Consider the following 13,947-nt stretch of genomic DNA (forward strand, 5'->3'; position numbering starts at 1 on the left):
TCGCCTGACGGTGGGAACGGGCCGTCAGAATCTGGGGCTTGGGGGTCGCTGGAAGGTCATGGAGGCTGGTCGTCCCTCGATGGTGCCGAGGGGTGGCCGCCCTCGCACGACGTCGACGGCGCGGCGGCTCGACCCGGCGACGGTGGCTCGTCCGTTCTGCCCGATAGTGGCGGTTGGCCTGGCGACGACAGCTCGCCGACCCCGGAGGAATCCTCGTCTCCCGGTACTAGCGTGCCTGGTGTTCCCGGCGCGCCCGATGGTACGGGTGCGCCGGGTCCCGATGCCGAGCGCACCACCGGCAACTCGTACGGCAACGGCCATGGGGGGTGGTGGGTGCTGTTCGCCATCGTGGGCACGGCCGCCCTCGCAGGGACGGCGTTCTGGATCGCCCACAAGCTCGGCCCCCGCCCCGCCCCTCCCGCCGACTCGAGTTCTGAACCCCCGCCTGACCCCAGCCCCGATCCGCCACATGGCCCAAGCGACTGAACCCTCCTACCCAGCCGCCCGCCGTCCAGTTCGCCCGCCGTCCAGTTCGCCCGCCGTCCAGTTCGCCCGCCGTCCAGTTCGCCCGCCGTCCAGTTCGCCCGCCGTCCAGTTCGCCCGCCGTCCAGTTCGCCCGCCGTCCAGTTCGCCCGCCGTCCAGACCACCCAGCCGCCCGCTGTCCGGCCGCCCGCTGGAGGCCGCCGAACGCCGGGGATGACCCCGGAGGCCGGTTGCTCATGGGGGCAGGAGGGTGTGGACTGGCCCGGGGCGCGTCCACGTGTGATGACGCCTCGGGTCACCGCTTCCCTGGGAGCGGGTGCGAGGGGTTCGCCCGGTGGCCGGGGTCAGATGCGGTCGGGGACCTCGTTGCCGGCTTGGCGGATCGCCTTGGGGAGGTTGGTCAGGGCCAGGAGGACGAAGCCGATGACAAAGAAGATGATCATGGACAGGATGGCGATCCGGTAGCTGTTGGTCTGCTGGAGCGCGATCGTGACCGTCAGGGAGCCGATGAACGCCGAGCCCTTGTCGCTGATCTGCAGCAGGCTGAAATACTCGGCCTCCCGCCCCTTCGGGATCACCTGCGAGAACAGCGAGCGCGACAGCGCCTGCGTGCCCCCCAGCACGATCGCGATCGCGAACGCCATCAGATAGAACTGCAGCTCCTGCCCCTCCTCGACGAACAGCGCCGCCACCACGATCGCCGTCCACAGCACCAGGCTGGCGAGCACCGTGCGCTTGGTGCCGATGCCGCGGGCCAGCCAGCCCAGCAGCAGCGCGCCGAAGAACGCCACGAACTGCACCATCAGGATGGCCGTGATCTGCACCGTCTTGTCGAGCTTGAGGGCCTCGGAGGCGAAGGCCGCGCTGTTGCCGATCACCGTCTGCACGCCGTCGTTGTAGATCAGGTACGCCACCAGGAACAGCACCGTCAGCGGATAGCGGCGCATCTCGCCCAGGGTGCGGGCGAGCTGGCGGAAGCTGCCGCCGACCGAGCGCATGGCCGTGGTCTCGTGGACGGGCACGGGACGGTTGCGCAGCCGCAGCAGCGGGATGATCGTGAAGATCGCCCACCACAGGCCGGCCGACATCATGCTGATGCGCACCGCCATGCCCTCGGCGACCCCGAGGCTTTCATGCTGCGTGTAGAGGACGAGGTTGAGGGCCAGCAGCAGGCCGCCGCCCAGATAGCCGATGGCCCAGCCACGCGAGGACACCCTGTCGCGCTCGGCGGCGGTGGAGATCTGCGGCAGGAACGAGTCGTAGATCACGACCGAGGAGCCGTAGGCGAGGTTGGCCAGGATGAACAGCACCCCGCCCAGCATGTAGCGGTCGCCCTCGACGAAGTACAGGGCCATCGTGGCCAGCGCCCCGACGTAGGCGAAACCGCCGAGCATCTCCCGCTTGCGCCCGGTGTGGTCGGCCAGCGCGCCCACCGCGGGCAGCACCACGATCTGCAGGAACACCGCGATCGTCAGCGTCAGCCCGAAGAACGCGGCCGGCCTGATGTCGGCGCCGAGCACGTCGACGAACCCCAGATCCGGGTAGCGCTCGACCAGCGCGTCGAAGCCGGCCATGCACGTGTCGGGGGCGATGTTCGGGAAGTCCTTGGCGCAGGCCGCGGTCTTGGCGACCGGGATGAGGTACGGGCCGAGGAAGACCGAGATGATCGTGGTGTAGAAGGCGGAGTTGGCCCAGTCGTAGAAGTACCAGCCGCGCTGCTCGCGCCTGCGGGCTGCGGGGGAGTCGTCGAGGGCCGCGGGGGGTGCGGGTACGGGCATGGTGTCGAGTCGCTCCTATGCGGCCGGGTGGTCCGGCCTGCAGGCTTATGGGGCTTTCTTGGCTTCTTGCGGCTGGTGCGCCGTGCTCCCGATGCTCGCTCGTGCTGCGGAGCCCGGGCGGTCCGGCCGGGTTACGCGGCCAGGCTGCCGGGATGCCACTGGCCGCGGCGCTCCAGGACGGTGCGCAGGCCGGAGACGTTGTCGGTCATGAGGCCGTCCACGCCCAGGTCGAGCAGGTGTTCCATGCGTACGGGGTCGTTGACGGTCCATACGTGCACCTGCATGCCGATGGCGTGCGCCGTACGTACCAGACTCCGGGTGGTCACCCGCAGCCCGCGGAAGCCCACCGGCACCTGCGCGCACGGGACGCCGGCGCGCGACAGGCGGGCCAGCAGGCGGCCGTAGCCGGAGGTGGACGCGGCGGCGCGCAGCGCGGCGACGCCGCGGGGGCCGAGCGCCGAGCACACCTCCCTGCCCATCGCCACCCTGGCCAGCGTCAGCCGCTCGTCGGAGAAGGAGGTCAGGCAGATACGGTCATAGGAGTTGGTACGCCGGATCGCCTCGGCCAGCGGCGCGATGGCGGCGGCCTCCTTGACGTCGATGTTGAAGCGGATCTCGGGCCAGGTGCCCAGCAGGTCCTCCAGCAGCGGGATCTCGTGAACGCCGCCGATGCGGGCCTGCCTGACCGCCCGGTAGGGCAGCTCCGAGATGCGGCCCCGCTGGTCGGTCACCCGGTCGAGCGTGTGGTCGTGGAAGGCGAGCAGCACGCCGTCGGAGGTGGCGTGCGCGTCGGTCTCCAGATAGGTGTAGCCGAGCCCGACCGCCCGCTCGAAGGCCGCGACGGAGTTTTCCGCGCCCTCGGCGGCGCCTCCGCGATGCGCGAAGGCCAGCGGGCCCGGATGGTCGAGAAAGGCGAATCGACGACTCAGCACGTCCTGAGTATGCCTTCCGTGGGTGAACGGTTCGGTTACGGTTCGAGGAGATTCTCCCACTCCTGGCGGCGAGCCTCGGACAGCGCGATGGCGGCGGCCACCGCCACGTTGAACGACCCGACCCGCCCGACCTGCGGGATGTAGCAGACGCCGTCCACGGCGTCGAGCAGCGCGGGGGAGCAGCCGTGGTCCTCGCTGCCGACCACCAGGCACACGTCGCGGCCCAGGCCGGCGCGGTGCAGCGGCACGGCCTCGGCGGTCAGCTCGATGGCGTGCACGGTGTAGCCCTCCGCCTTGGCGGCCTTGACCGCCTCGGTGGCCGGGATCGGCTCGTGCCACTTGACCAGGCGTTCGGTGCCGAGCGCGGTCTTGCCCGCTTTGGGGTTGGTCGGCGGGGTGGCGTTGCCGGCGAGCCAGATCTCGTCCACGCCGAACGCGGCGGCGCTGCGGAAGATCGAGCCGATGTTGAACGGGCCGGTGACCGACTCGATGATCATGGCGAGGCGGTTCTGGGTGTTCCTGCGCCAGGTGCGGTTGAGCCGCTTGACGTCGGTGGGGCGCAGTTGCCTTCTCATCGGGTCACCTTCAGGATCCGGTAGGCGGCCCGGCTGGCCTCTCGGGAGGCCAGCCAGCCCTGCTCGCCGAGCCAGCGCTGCAGGGAGTCCGAGCCGAGGTGTTTCTGGACGACCAGGTAGGCGACGCCGTCGGGAGTGAGCCGCGTCAGCCATCTGGTGAGCATTTCGTGGAGGGCCTGCTTCCCAATACGGATCGCAGGATTAGACCAGATTGCCCGAAATTTCACGTCATCTGGTACTTCATCGATATGTGCTGACCGTACTTTGTAAAGGCCTGCAGTCTCGGCGTTCCTGGCGGTCAGCTCCAGGCTGCGCCGGTTCACATCGACGGCCCATACAGTCGCCTCGGGCGCCCGGGACGCCATGGTCAGCGCGATCGGCCCGTACCCGCAGCCCAGGTCGAGCAGATCGCCCTCCTGTGGCGGCGGCGGGACGGTCTCCAGCAGGATGCGCGTGCCCACGTCGACCCGTTCCGGCGAGAACACGCCGCTGTCGGTCTCCAGCCGCAGGTGCAGATCGGGCAGGACCAGGTCGACGGAGCCCGGCTTGCTCGCTGCCTTCGGCTGTTCGGAGAAGTAGTGGGCCACGTCGCAAAACGTTACCGGACCGGCCCGGATCCCCGACCCACGCGGCCGCTCCGGCCGTCGCGGCGGTCCGGAACACTATGGACACCACCCGGGGCCGATGAGCCGCGGCGCGCAAGCACGTATCCGGGTCGCGGCCGGCGCGGATCAGGCGTCCGCGATGCGGGTCTGGTCGCTTTGCCGGGCTGGTTCGGGCTGTTCGACTGTGGAGGCCCAGCTGGCGAGGAGGGTGAGCGCGTCGTGGGCCGCGGTGCCGGGTTCGGCGCTGAAGGCGGTGAGGGTCAGGCCGGGGTCGGCGGGCAGGGGCATGGCCTCGAAGGGGAGGCTGATGTCGCCGACGACGGGGTGGTGGAAGTTCTTGACGCCGGTGAGGTGCAGGCGGACGTTGTGGGCGGCCCACAGGGCGCGGAATTCTTCGCTGCGCGTGGCGAGTTCGCCGACGAGGTCGGTCAGCGCCCGGTCGTAGGGGTCACGGCCGGCTTCGGTACGCAGCAGGGCCACGGTCGTGTGGGCGGATTCGTCCCAGTCAGGGTAGAAGTCGTGGGCGCGGGGGTTGAGGAAGCGGAACCGGGCGAGGTTGACGGGCCGGACCGGGTCGTCGAAGACGGGTGCGTACAGGGCCCGGCCGAGCCGGTTGGCGGCCACGATGTCCAGGCGTCCGTTGCGGACGTAGGCGGCCGCCTCGGTCATGGAGTCCAGGAGGCGCTGGATGCCGGGCCGGATCTGCTGCTGGGTGGGGCGGCGGCGGGTGCGGGGGCCGGCGTTGGCGGTTCGGGCCAGGTCGAACAGGTGGGCGCGTTCGGCTTCGTCCAGCTTCAGGGCGCGGGAGAGGGATTCCAGGACGCTTTCGGACACGCCGCTCAGGTTGCCTCTTTCCAGGCGGGCGTAGTATTCGGCGCTGACGCCGGCGAGCATGGCGACCTCCTCCCGGCGCAGCCCAGGGACGCGCCGGTGGCCGCCATAGGCGGGCAGCCCGGCCTGCCGCGGGGTGATCTTGGCTCGCCGCGAGACCAGGAACTCGCGGACCTCACTGCGGTTGTCCATGTCTTCGCAGAGTAGGCCGGATTCCGATGTTGTGGGGTGTTCTGCCAGTACAGGGAACAGCAGGAACTCTTTGCGGCCCCCCGTTGGGGCGGCCATCGGCCGGGGCGCCCGGTCCACGTGCCACCCGAACCCGACCCTTCGCCGACCGAACTGCGCAAGGTGGTTGTGAACCGTCCTGAAGGGGATGCGGTGGTACGAGCGGGGTGCACGAAGTGGTCATTGACTGTCCGGCTTTGCGTGGTCCAGCAGGTGGCCTGCAGGCACGCCGGTCGCTGCGCAGCACCTCAAGGACATGGCCCCCGGGATCGAACGTTATGGCCGAGGTTCTTGCTGTTCGGAACCCTGGCCGGGTTGCGGGTGGGGGCTGTAGAGGCGGATCTCGATGCCGTCGGGGTCGTGCAGCCCGACCAGTACGTGGCCGACGGCGCCGGTGACGATGCCGCCGTGCGGCTCGCCCAGTTCCTCCAGCCGGCCGTGCCACGCCGCCAGCTCGGCCCGGCCGGGCACGCATAGCGCGATCGGGTCGAAGCCGGCCAGGGCGGCGGCGCGGGCCGGGTCGCACCGCAGGGCCAGCTCAACCGTCCCGGACGGATCCTTCAGGGCGACGCCCATGAGCGTGCCCTCCTCGACGAACTCCAGATGCACCGCCAAGCCGAGCACTCGCTCGTACCAGTCCCGGCTGAGTGCGAGGTCGCTCACCGGGAGCTTGATGTGGTGGAAGCCGGTCAACGCCATGTCCATGGCCACCTCCAAGGTCATTCGCTAGAGCCAACTCTAGTGAGACTCTTTAGAGTAGGCTCTAGCGAATGAGCGATGGTGTCAAGAGTGCCCCCGGAACTCGCCGGGCCGCCCAGGCGCGGGCGACCCAGCGCCGGATCGTCGAGCAGGCCCGGGAACTGTTCGCGGCGAAGGGCTACACGTCGACCACGCTGGAGGAGATCGCCGCCGCGGCCGGGGTCGCGGTGCAGACCGTCTACTTCCACTTCGGCAACAAGGCCACCGTGCTCAAACAGGTCGTCGACACCCTCGCGGTCGGGGACGACGAGCCGATCCCGGTTCTGGACCGCCCCTGGGTCCAGCAGGCCCGCGAAGCCGTCGACGGACGACAGGCCCTGGCGATCTGGCTGGGCGGCAGCCGTACCATCTTCACCCGCCTCGCACCCATCATGAAGATCGTCCGCGACGCCGCCGGCAGCGACCCCGAGATGGCCGCCCAATGGGCTACCAACCAGCAGCAGCGCTACATCGCCCACCAGGCACTGGCCGACCTGCTGGCCGACAAACACGCACTACGCCCACAGCTCACCCGGCGCCAGGCCGCCGACATCATCTACGCCCTCATCAGCCACGAAGTCTTCTACCTGCTCACCATCGAGCGCGGCTGGTCCTCCGAACAATGGCAGACGTGGGCCACCGAAACCCTCGCCACCACACTCCTGGCCTGACCAGGCAAACGGCTCGGACGAGTGGCCCTGTGTCAAGCAGCCGCCGGTTGATCTTGTTTGCGACAACCCTCTCGCCCGCTGGTTCGGCAAGCCCGCCGACTGATTTCGCCTGAGCAACCGAAAAGGCCTGGAAGCACGCGATAGCGCCACCCCAGTCGTCGGAACCCGCCCGGTAGGCGGACGCGTGCATCCACGACATCCACCCGTCGATGCCTCCGCGACGCCCCGGATGCCCCTACAGAAACGCCTGATCAACACAGGCGTGAATGGATACGCCTGATTCTCCCAGCCGTTGTACGGCACTGCAGCCGGTCGCTATGTTGGAGGGTATGGGTAAAGTCCGAGGAAGGGCGATATTAGCGCTCCTGCTGGTGTTTTCGGCGGCATGCGGAAATGCCCCGCAGGCGATGACCCAAAAGCGTATGCCAGCCGATATCCCCCCGAAGGTCCTTGACGATTGGGCGACCTTTCCGGTTGATCGGGCTCCACGGCCACTGCTGATCATCGGCGATCTCCCGGCAGTCGGCGGGCCGGAGCATATGTCGGATGGGCTGAAGACCATAATTCGGAATCGGGCGTTCACCCGTAAATTCGGCCCCGTTGAAACGCCTCCGGGAAGGGCCCGGGTGGAGCTTCCGGACGGCCCGGCCGAGTTGCCGCTGGTCTCAGCCGAGGAGGCGTTCGCGGCAATGACCAGGCCGGCCTCGGATGCCGCGGAGGTTGTTCGGGCAGAGCTGGGTGCGGCTTCGTTCGGCACCGACAGGGGCGGTGTGAAGCTGCCGGCCTGGCTGTTCTTCGTGCGGGGATCCGACGTTCCGGTGGCCTGGCCGGCGATCGGAGTGGCCGCGCTCTGGAAGCCGGGTGAAATTCGAGCGACCGCGGTGGCGGCGGATGCCAGGCTGGCATCGGATGGGCGCTCGTTGGCGGTGAGCCTGCCCGGCCCGCCCCCACCGTGCCCAGGCCAGGAACCGGTCACGTACCAGACGCAGGTGATCGAATCGGAGCGAACGGTCGCCGTTGGTGTGCGGGCCGACGGCGTCCCCGCCGAGGACTGCGTCAGGCCCGCACTCGGCCGGATGATCCGTTACGACTTCGTACTGAAGAGCGCGCTTGGCGGCCGTGTTCTGCTCGACCTGCAGGGCGGCGTCATCCCCGTCACCTGGCCGCCGTCGGCCATCAGGTGATCGGTGTCACGCCGAAATCGCGCCAGGCGGTGCCGAAGTCCTGATAGGTCATCGCGTTTCCGCCGCAGCCCGTGATCGTTCCCTTGGCGATGACGTCGGACGACCCGGACAGCGTGAACACCGGGCCGCCGCTGTCGCCGCCCTGGCAGGCGGGCGATCCGTTGGTGCGTTCGGAGTAGATGAGGTCGGTGTAGCACTCATAGTTGCCGTACACGTCGTTGCCGCAGGTGGTGGCGGTGAAGTTGCCGGAGTTCTGAATGCTGCAGACGGCTCCGCTGCGCGAGCCCGAGTGGCAGACGTACTCGCCGGAGTAGGCCCAGTCCCAGCCGACCACGCCCTTGGTGAATTCGCCACCGGTGTTGAGGCCGCCAGGAACCCCGCCGTCCCAAATCCGGCTGCCGGCGTCGGTGGAGATCAGCAACAGGTCGTGCGAGACCTGTTCCTGGGTCGCGGTGCCGACGAAGCGGCTGTCGTTGCCGTTGTTGAAACCACCGTTGGTTCTCCCGCAGTGGCCGGCCGTGAGGAGATATTCGGCGCCGCCGGCCACGACGCCGAAGCCGGCGGTGCAGAAGCTGTTGTTGTCGTTGTTGTTGATGCGCATTCCGCCGTAGAAGGGCGCGGTGTCGTCGAGCCGGCCGGCCGGGGTGATCCGCTCGTGCTGCACGACGCGCACGGGGACGGCGATGTCCTGGAGGATGGAGGCCTTGTCCGCCTGGTTCGATTCCGTCTGCACGACCAGGCCGCTGCCGTCGACAGGGATCACCACGGTGTGGAACGGCGAGGCGGGGTTGGCCCGCATGCGCGCGACCACGGCGGCTGAAGCGGCTTCGAGCTCGGCGAGCGAGTGCGGCGCGCGCCTGGTCTGAATGGGCGCTTCCTGTCTCGCGGAGGCGATGGCGGTTTGGACGGCGGCGGGCGGCGAGCCCTTCCACCAGAGGACGACCTGGCCGTCCTGGAGCGCGATACCGGCGAATCCGGGGGCCTTGGTGCGTTCGACGGCCCAGCGGATCCTGCTCGCGGCCTGCTGGAGGGGTATTTGGGCGATGAGTTTGTCGCGGTCGCCCGGGGAGATGTAGCTGAACGGGGTGGACTCCTTTTGGACTCCCGGCTTTTCGTCATCGGCGGACGCCGCCGAGCCGAAACCGAAAGTCAGCGTGCCGGCGAGGATGATTGCGAATAATCGCTTCACTTTCCGGACCTCCGATGGTCATGGCACATTACTGGTTCATATGACCCCTAGAGATGGTGCACATAAAGAAATAACTCGTCAACTCTTGTCTTATTGCTTGGCGTGTGCTGTCGTGGCCGGTGTGCCGAACCCCGATTTTGTGCGATCTTGGGCGATGGTCGGCGGATGGTGCTGCCAGAGGAGTGCGGTGGTTCTAAGAAACAGCCCCTGAGTTTCCGGCTGAAGGTCAGGGTCCATAACGGGCCGCAGGTGAAGAGGTACGGGGAGCGGCCGAGACGGCCTGTGGGCACGCGTGGATGATCCGGGACGCCTACGGCTGATCAACATTGACACCGGCCCGTAGCCCGAGGTCGTCACGACCCACCAGGCGTCCGATTCGGACACCGTGTTCGGCATCTTCTCCATGCTCGGCTACCGCTTCGCTGACCTGGGCGACCGGCGGTTCTGGCGCGCTGACCTGCCCGACGGGACGGGGTCGTCGTACGGGCCGCTGGAGGTGATCGCCCTCTCCCATCAGCGGGGCACCTGCTCCGACGGATCCTGCGCCATTACTCCGGCCCGGCCTCAGACTGCGGTCGGTGCGGGGGTGAGGCGGCGGGAGCGCCAGAAGGGATAGCCGACCGCCGTGAGGAGGAAGAAGAGCGGGGCCGGGTGGCCGAAGACGAAGAAGGCGAGCGCGAAGTCGGCCACGGGCACCGCGAGGACGAAGTACGGGAACCAGGCGGGCGGGGTGGGCGACGGCACGGGCTTCGCAGTCCATGGGGTGCGCTTCCACGGCTTGGCGATCGAGAGCCAGCCCTGGAAGGCGATGGCCGAGGCCATGAGCAGCGTGCCCACGGGCATCGCCAGGGTGGCGACGGCCTCGCCCTCGGCGAGCGCGGTCAGCGCGGGGCTGAGCACGAAGATGGCGACGTTGAGCTGGATCAGCGAGATGACGGCCTTCAACAGCACCCACCAGTACTGGAAGTAGCCCCACCGGGTGAGCGCCGAGAGCATGAAGCCGGTGAAGAGGGACCCGTTGGCCAGGTGCACCAGCACGTTCTCGTCGAGCAACTCCGCCATCACGTATGCGTCGCGGTCGCCGGTCGCCATGCCGTACACGTTCAGGGTGAACAGGGCGAGCGCCTGGCTCATCCAGCCCACCGATGTCAGCACGTGCAGCCACACCAGCAGGTTCCGGTTCGTTCGACCCATCGCTCACCTTAAGAGTAGACAGCCTATATGTAGACAGCCTACTCTTCACTGGCCTTTTATGGTCGCCGCAACGGTCCTCGCGGGACCAGGGCGCTCGGTCTGGGCTACGTTGTCGATGGGCTTCCGGTCCAGGTGGACTGGTACATCCATCCCGCCTGCGATAAGGAGCAGGCGGCCGCCATGGTGGACACGACGGTGTAAAGACCTTGCTGGACGTGGCGTTCGGCAAGGTGGGCAGCCAGGCCCCGCCCTGTGGCGCGTCCGGTGAGCCGGGTGAAAGGGCAGGTGAATCTTGACCTTGACCGGCCGGTGCCGTCCCCGGCGGATGCCCCGCCGAAGTGCTGCGGTCGTCCGGGCCGCGTGACCGGGCGTCGGGGCTCGCCGTCGAACGCGATGCATCCGCCCCGGTCCAAACCCGGTGTGGGGTGGTCTGCCAGTACAGGCAACGACAGGGACTCCCTCGCCACGCCCACCTGCGGTTTCCTGGTTGATGCCCAGGTCCTGAGGAGCGGCTGCCCGCCTCCCGCCAGGCCGGCGAGACGTGCCGCGCCATGAACGTACGGCGCGCCCGTCACCGTGTGTCCCCAGCCAGAGCAGCCCGTCCGTCTGTCCGCTCCGCGTTGCGAAGAGTTGCGAAGAGATCACCGCTGATGCCCACCACCCGCACTGTATGCCCCACCGTCGCCGCCGACGCCGACCGGCCGCATGCCTCGGCCGGTCGCGCGCTGGTCGCCGCCGTGCTCGGATTCTTCGTCATCACCCTCGACGCGGTCATCGTCAACGTCGCCCTGCCATCGATCCGGAACGACGTCGGCGGTGGCATCACCGGGCTGCAGTGGGTCGTCGACGGCTACACGCTGATGTTCGCCGCGCTGCTGCTGTCCTCCGGTTCTCTGGCCGACCGCGTCGGAGCGCGCCGGGCCTTCGGCGTCGGGGTAGCGATCTTCGCCCTCGCCTCGGTGGCCTGCGGCCTGGCGCCGAATCTGGGCGCGCTGGTGGCCGCCCGCCTCTTCCAGGGCGCGGCGGCCGCGGTGATGATGCCCTCCTCGATGGCGCTGATCGGGCACGCCTACCCGGACCCGGTCCGGCGGGGTCGGGCGGTCGCGGTGTGGGCGATGGGCGGCGCCGTCGCCTCCTCGTGCGGTCCCGTCCTGGGCGGGCTGCTGACCATGCTCAGCTGGCGGCTGATCTTCTTCATCAACCTGCCCGTCGCCGTGGCGGCCCTGATCCTGCTCGCCCGCACGCGGCGCTCGCCCCACCGGCGCGTCCCCTTCGACTGGCCGGGCCAGGTCAGCGCGGTCCTGGCGATGGGCGGGCTGACTTACGGCGCGATCGAGGCCGGTGCCGCCGGGTTCGCCGCGCCCCGGGTGATCGCCGCGTTCGCGGTGGCGGGCGTGGCGCTCGCCGCCTTCCTCGCGGTCCAGGCGCTCCGCACCCACCCGATGGTGCCGCTGGACCTGTTCGCCTCCCGCGCCGCGACGGTCAGCGTCGTCGTCGGCTTCGCGTTCGTCGTCGGTTACTACGGGCTGCCGTTCGTGATGAGCCTCTACCTCCAGCAGGTGCGGGGTCTGTCCGCCCTGGCCGTCGGAGCGGCGTTCGTCCCGATGATGGTCATCGGCGCCATCGTGACCCCCTTCAGCGCGCGCATCACCGAAAGGATCGGTACGCGGGCACTCATCAGCACCGGGCTGGCCCTCATGGCGGCGGGCCTGTCGATCCTCGCCCTCGCGCCCGCCTCGACACCGGTCTGGGCCCTGGCCGCCCTGATGGTCCCGATCGGACTGAGCGGTCCGCTCGTGATGCCGCCGATGACCGCCGCCCTGCTGGACGCCGTCCCGTCCCACCGTGCCGGGGTCGCCGGCGGCGTGTTCAACACCAGCCGGCAGGTCGGTGGTGCCCTGGCCGTCGCGGTCTTCGGCGCGCTGCTCGCGCAACCGAGCGGCTTCCCGCACGGCCTGCGTACCAGCCTGCTCATCGCCGCCGCGGCCGCGCTGGCCGCCGCGGCCGCGAGCCGGCTGCTCAGAGCCGCCCTCACAGCCACGCATCCGGACTGACCGTGAACGCCACCAATCCAGGCCATCACGATCAGTGGTGAACGATCGACTAAGGAGCTGACCATGGAGAAGCGAACTCTCGGACATGATCTCGAGGTCTCGGCGCTCGGCCTCGGCTGCATGGGCATGAGCCAGAGCTACGGCCCCAACCCCGGCACCCGGCAGGAGATGATCGCGCTCATCCGGGCAGCGGTGGAGCGCGGCGTCACGTTCTTCGACACCGCCGAGGTCTACGGGCCGTTCGTCAACGAGCGACTGGTGGGCGAGGCCCTCGCTCCCGTCCGCGAGCAGGTCGTGATCGCCACCAAGTTCGGGTTCGCGTTCGACGCCGAGGGCCGCCAGAGGGGGCTGTCCAGCCGGCCCGAGCACATCCGGCAGGCCGTCGACGGCTCGCTCCAGCGGCTCGGCGTCGACGTGATCGACCTGTACTACCAGCACCGCGTCGACCCGCAGGTGCCGATCGAGGACGTCGCGGGAGCGGTCAAAGGGCTCATCCAGGACGGCAAGGTCCGGCACTTCGGCATGTCCGAGGCAGCCGCCGGCACCATCCGCCGCGCCCACGCCGTCCAGCCCGTGACCGCCGTGCAGAGCGAGTACTCCCTGTGGTGGCGCAGGCCCGAACAGGAGGTCCTGCCGGTCCTGGCGGAACTCGGCATCGGCTTCGTCCCCTACAGCCCGCTCGGCAAGGGGTTCCTCACCGGCACCGTCAATGACGCCACCACCTTCGACCGCAGCGACATCCGCGCGAGCATCCCGCGCTTCACCGCCGAGGCGAGGAAGGCGAACCAGACGCTCGTCGATCTCCTGGGCGCCATCGCCCAGGAGAAGGGCGCCACACCCGCGCAGATCGCGCTGGCCTGGCTGCTGGCCCAGCACCCGTGGATCGTCCCGATCCCCGGCACCCGCCGGCTGGAGCGACTGGCGGAGAACATCGCCGCCGCCCACGTCGAGCTCACCACCGACGACCTCGAACACATCGGCGGCACCGCCGCGAAGATCGACATCCAGGGCGCCCGCTACCCCGAACACCTCGAACGCATGACCGGCCTGTGACCTCGCCATCACCATCAGGGGGAAGGACATCTGTCATGGCTTCATGGACCAGGGACGAGCTCGCCCGTATCGGCGCGGCGGAGGAGCTGCAGATCGCGCCCGTCCGCGACGACGGCACGCCGCGCGCACCGGTGCCCATCTGGGTCGTCCGTGACGGCGACGACCTCTACGTCCGCTCCTACCGAGGCAGCGACGGCGCCTGGTACCGGACGGCCAGAGCCGGCCACCACGCCCACATCGCCGCCGGCGGCATCGACAAGGACGTCGCCCTGGCCGAGGAGAACGATCCCGGCATCAACGACCGGATCGACGCGGCGTACCGCACCAAGTACCAGCGCTACGGCAACACGTACGTCATCCCCATGGTCGCCGCCAAGGCCCGAGCCACCACCCTGAAGCTCCTGCCGCGATCATGACCCCCGGCCGTCGGC

Annotated in this window: 13 protein-coding genes; 5 read left to right on the top strand and 8 right to left on the bottom strand. The window is 69.2% G+C overall.

The features are described 5' to 3' along the window. Window positions 1–828: 828 nt before the first annotated feature. The 6 genes from HD596_RS38550 to HD596_RS38575 form a co-directional block, all read right to left on the bottom strand. Window positions 829–2,262: an MFS transporter gene (locus HD596_RS38550; protein ID WP_185074392.1), complete on the bottom strand. Its 1,434-nt coding sequence runs from the start codon at window positions 2,260–2,262 to the stop codon at window positions 829–831. Window positions 2,263–2,393: 131 nt separating this feature from the next. Then, window positions 2,394–3,191, bottom strand: coding sequence for a glycerophosphodiester phosphodiesterase family protein (locus HD596_RS38555; protein ID WP_221521007.1), 798 nt, complete (start codon window positions 3,189–3,191; stop codon window positions 2,394–2,396). Window positions 3,192–3,229: 38 nt separating this feature from the next. Continuing rightward, on the bottom strand, window positions 3,230–3,769 hold the full coding sequence (locus HD596_RS38560) for a TrmH family RNA methyltransferase (protein ID WP_185074394.1): 540 nt from the start codon (window positions 3,767–3,769) through the stop codon (window positions 3,230–3,232). Continuing rightward, window positions 3,766–4,356, bottom strand: a complete 591-nt coding sequence (locus HD596_RS38565; RefSeq protein WP_185074395.1) for a class I SAM-dependent methyltransferase — start codon at window positions 4,354–4,356, stop codon at window positions 3,766–3,768. Before HD596_RS38565 ends, HD596_RS38560 begins: the two co-directional genes overlap by 4 nt. A 144-nt stretch (window positions 4,357–4,500) precedes the next feature. Continuing rightward, a complete protein-coding gene (locus HD596_RS38570) occupies window positions 4,501–5,397 on the bottom strand; it encodes a helix-turn-helix transcriptional regulator (RefSeq protein WP_185074396.1) in 897 nt (298 codons plus the stop codon). 312 nt (window positions 5,398–5,709) lie between these two features. Then, window positions 5,710–6,156, bottom strand: coding sequence for a VOC family protein (locus HD596_RS38575; protein WP_246555154.1), 447 nt, complete (start codon window positions 6,154–6,156; stop codon window positions 5,710–5,712). Window positions 6,157–6,203: 47 nt separating this feature from the next. Here HD596_RS38575 and HD596_RS38580 point away from each other — a divergent pair, with 47 nt between their 5' ends. After that, the gene (locus HD596_RS38580; protein ID WP_185074397.1) at window positions 6,204–6,842 is read left to right on the top strand and encodes a TetR/AcrR family transcriptional regulator; all 639 of its coding nucleotides are present in this window, start codon (window positions 6,204–6,206) and stop codon (window positions 6,840–6,842) included. Between the two features lie 329 nt (window positions 6,843–7,171). Continuing rightward, window positions 7,172–8,026 (top strand): hypothetical protein, encoded by an 855-nt coding sequence (locus HD596_RS38585; RefSeq protein ID WP_185074398.1) that lies wholly within the window; start codon window positions 7,172–7,174, stop codon window positions 8,024–8,026. On the opposite strand, the gene HD596_RS38590 is transcribed toward HD596_RS38585, so the two are convergent. Together HD596_RS38590 and HD596_RS38595 are read right to left on the bottom strand one after the other, a co-directional pair. Beyond that, complete coding sequence (locus tag HD596_RS38590; RefSeq protein ID WP_185074399.1) at window positions 8,019–9,215, bottom strand: chymotrypsin family serine protease; 1,197 nt, start codon at window positions 9,213–9,215, stop codon at window positions 8,019–8,021. The two genes, HD596_RS38585 and HD596_RS38590, sit on opposite strands and share 8 nt — an antisense overlap. 564 nt (window positions 9,216–9,779) lie before the next feature. Beyond that, the gene (locus HD596_RS38595) at window positions 9,780–10,409 is read right to left on the bottom strand and encodes a hypothetical protein (RefSeq protein WP_185074400.1); all 630 of its coding nucleotides are present in this window, start codon (window positions 10,407–10,409) and stop codon (window positions 9,780–9,782) included. A gap of 650 nt (window positions 10,410–11,059) precedes the next feature. Here HD596_RS38595 and HD596_RS38600 point away from each other — a divergent pair. The 3 genes from HD596_RS38600 (at window position 11,060) to HD596_RS38610 (ending at window position 13,932) form a co-directional block, all read left to right on the top strand. Next, window positions 11,060–12,463 (top strand): DHA2 family efflux MFS transporter permease subunit, encoded by a 1,404-nt coding sequence (locus tag HD596_RS38600; protein WP_185074401.1) that lies wholly within the window; start codon window positions 11,060–11,062, stop codon window positions 12,461–12,463. Between the two features lie 63 nt (window positions 12,464–12,526). After that, complete coding sequence (locus HD596_RS38605; RefSeq protein ID WP_185074402.1) at window positions 12,527–13,516, top strand: aldo/keto reductase; 990 nt, start codon at window positions 12,527–12,529, stop codon at window positions 13,514–13,516. Between the two features lie 35 nt (window positions 13,517–13,551). Continuing rightward, window positions 13,552–13,932, top strand: coding sequence for a DUF2255 family protein (locus HD596_RS38610; RefSeq protein WP_185074403.1), 381 nt, complete (start codon window positions 13,552–13,554; stop codon window positions 13,930–13,932). Window positions 13,933–13,947 lie beyond the last annotated feature (15 nt).

The sequence above is a fragment of the Nonomuraea jabiensis genome (genome assembly GCF_014204795.1).
In the GTDB taxonomy this organism is placed as follows: Bacteria; Actinomycetota; Actinomycetes; order Streptosporangiales; family Streptosporangiaceae; genus Nonomuraea; species Nonomuraea jabiensis.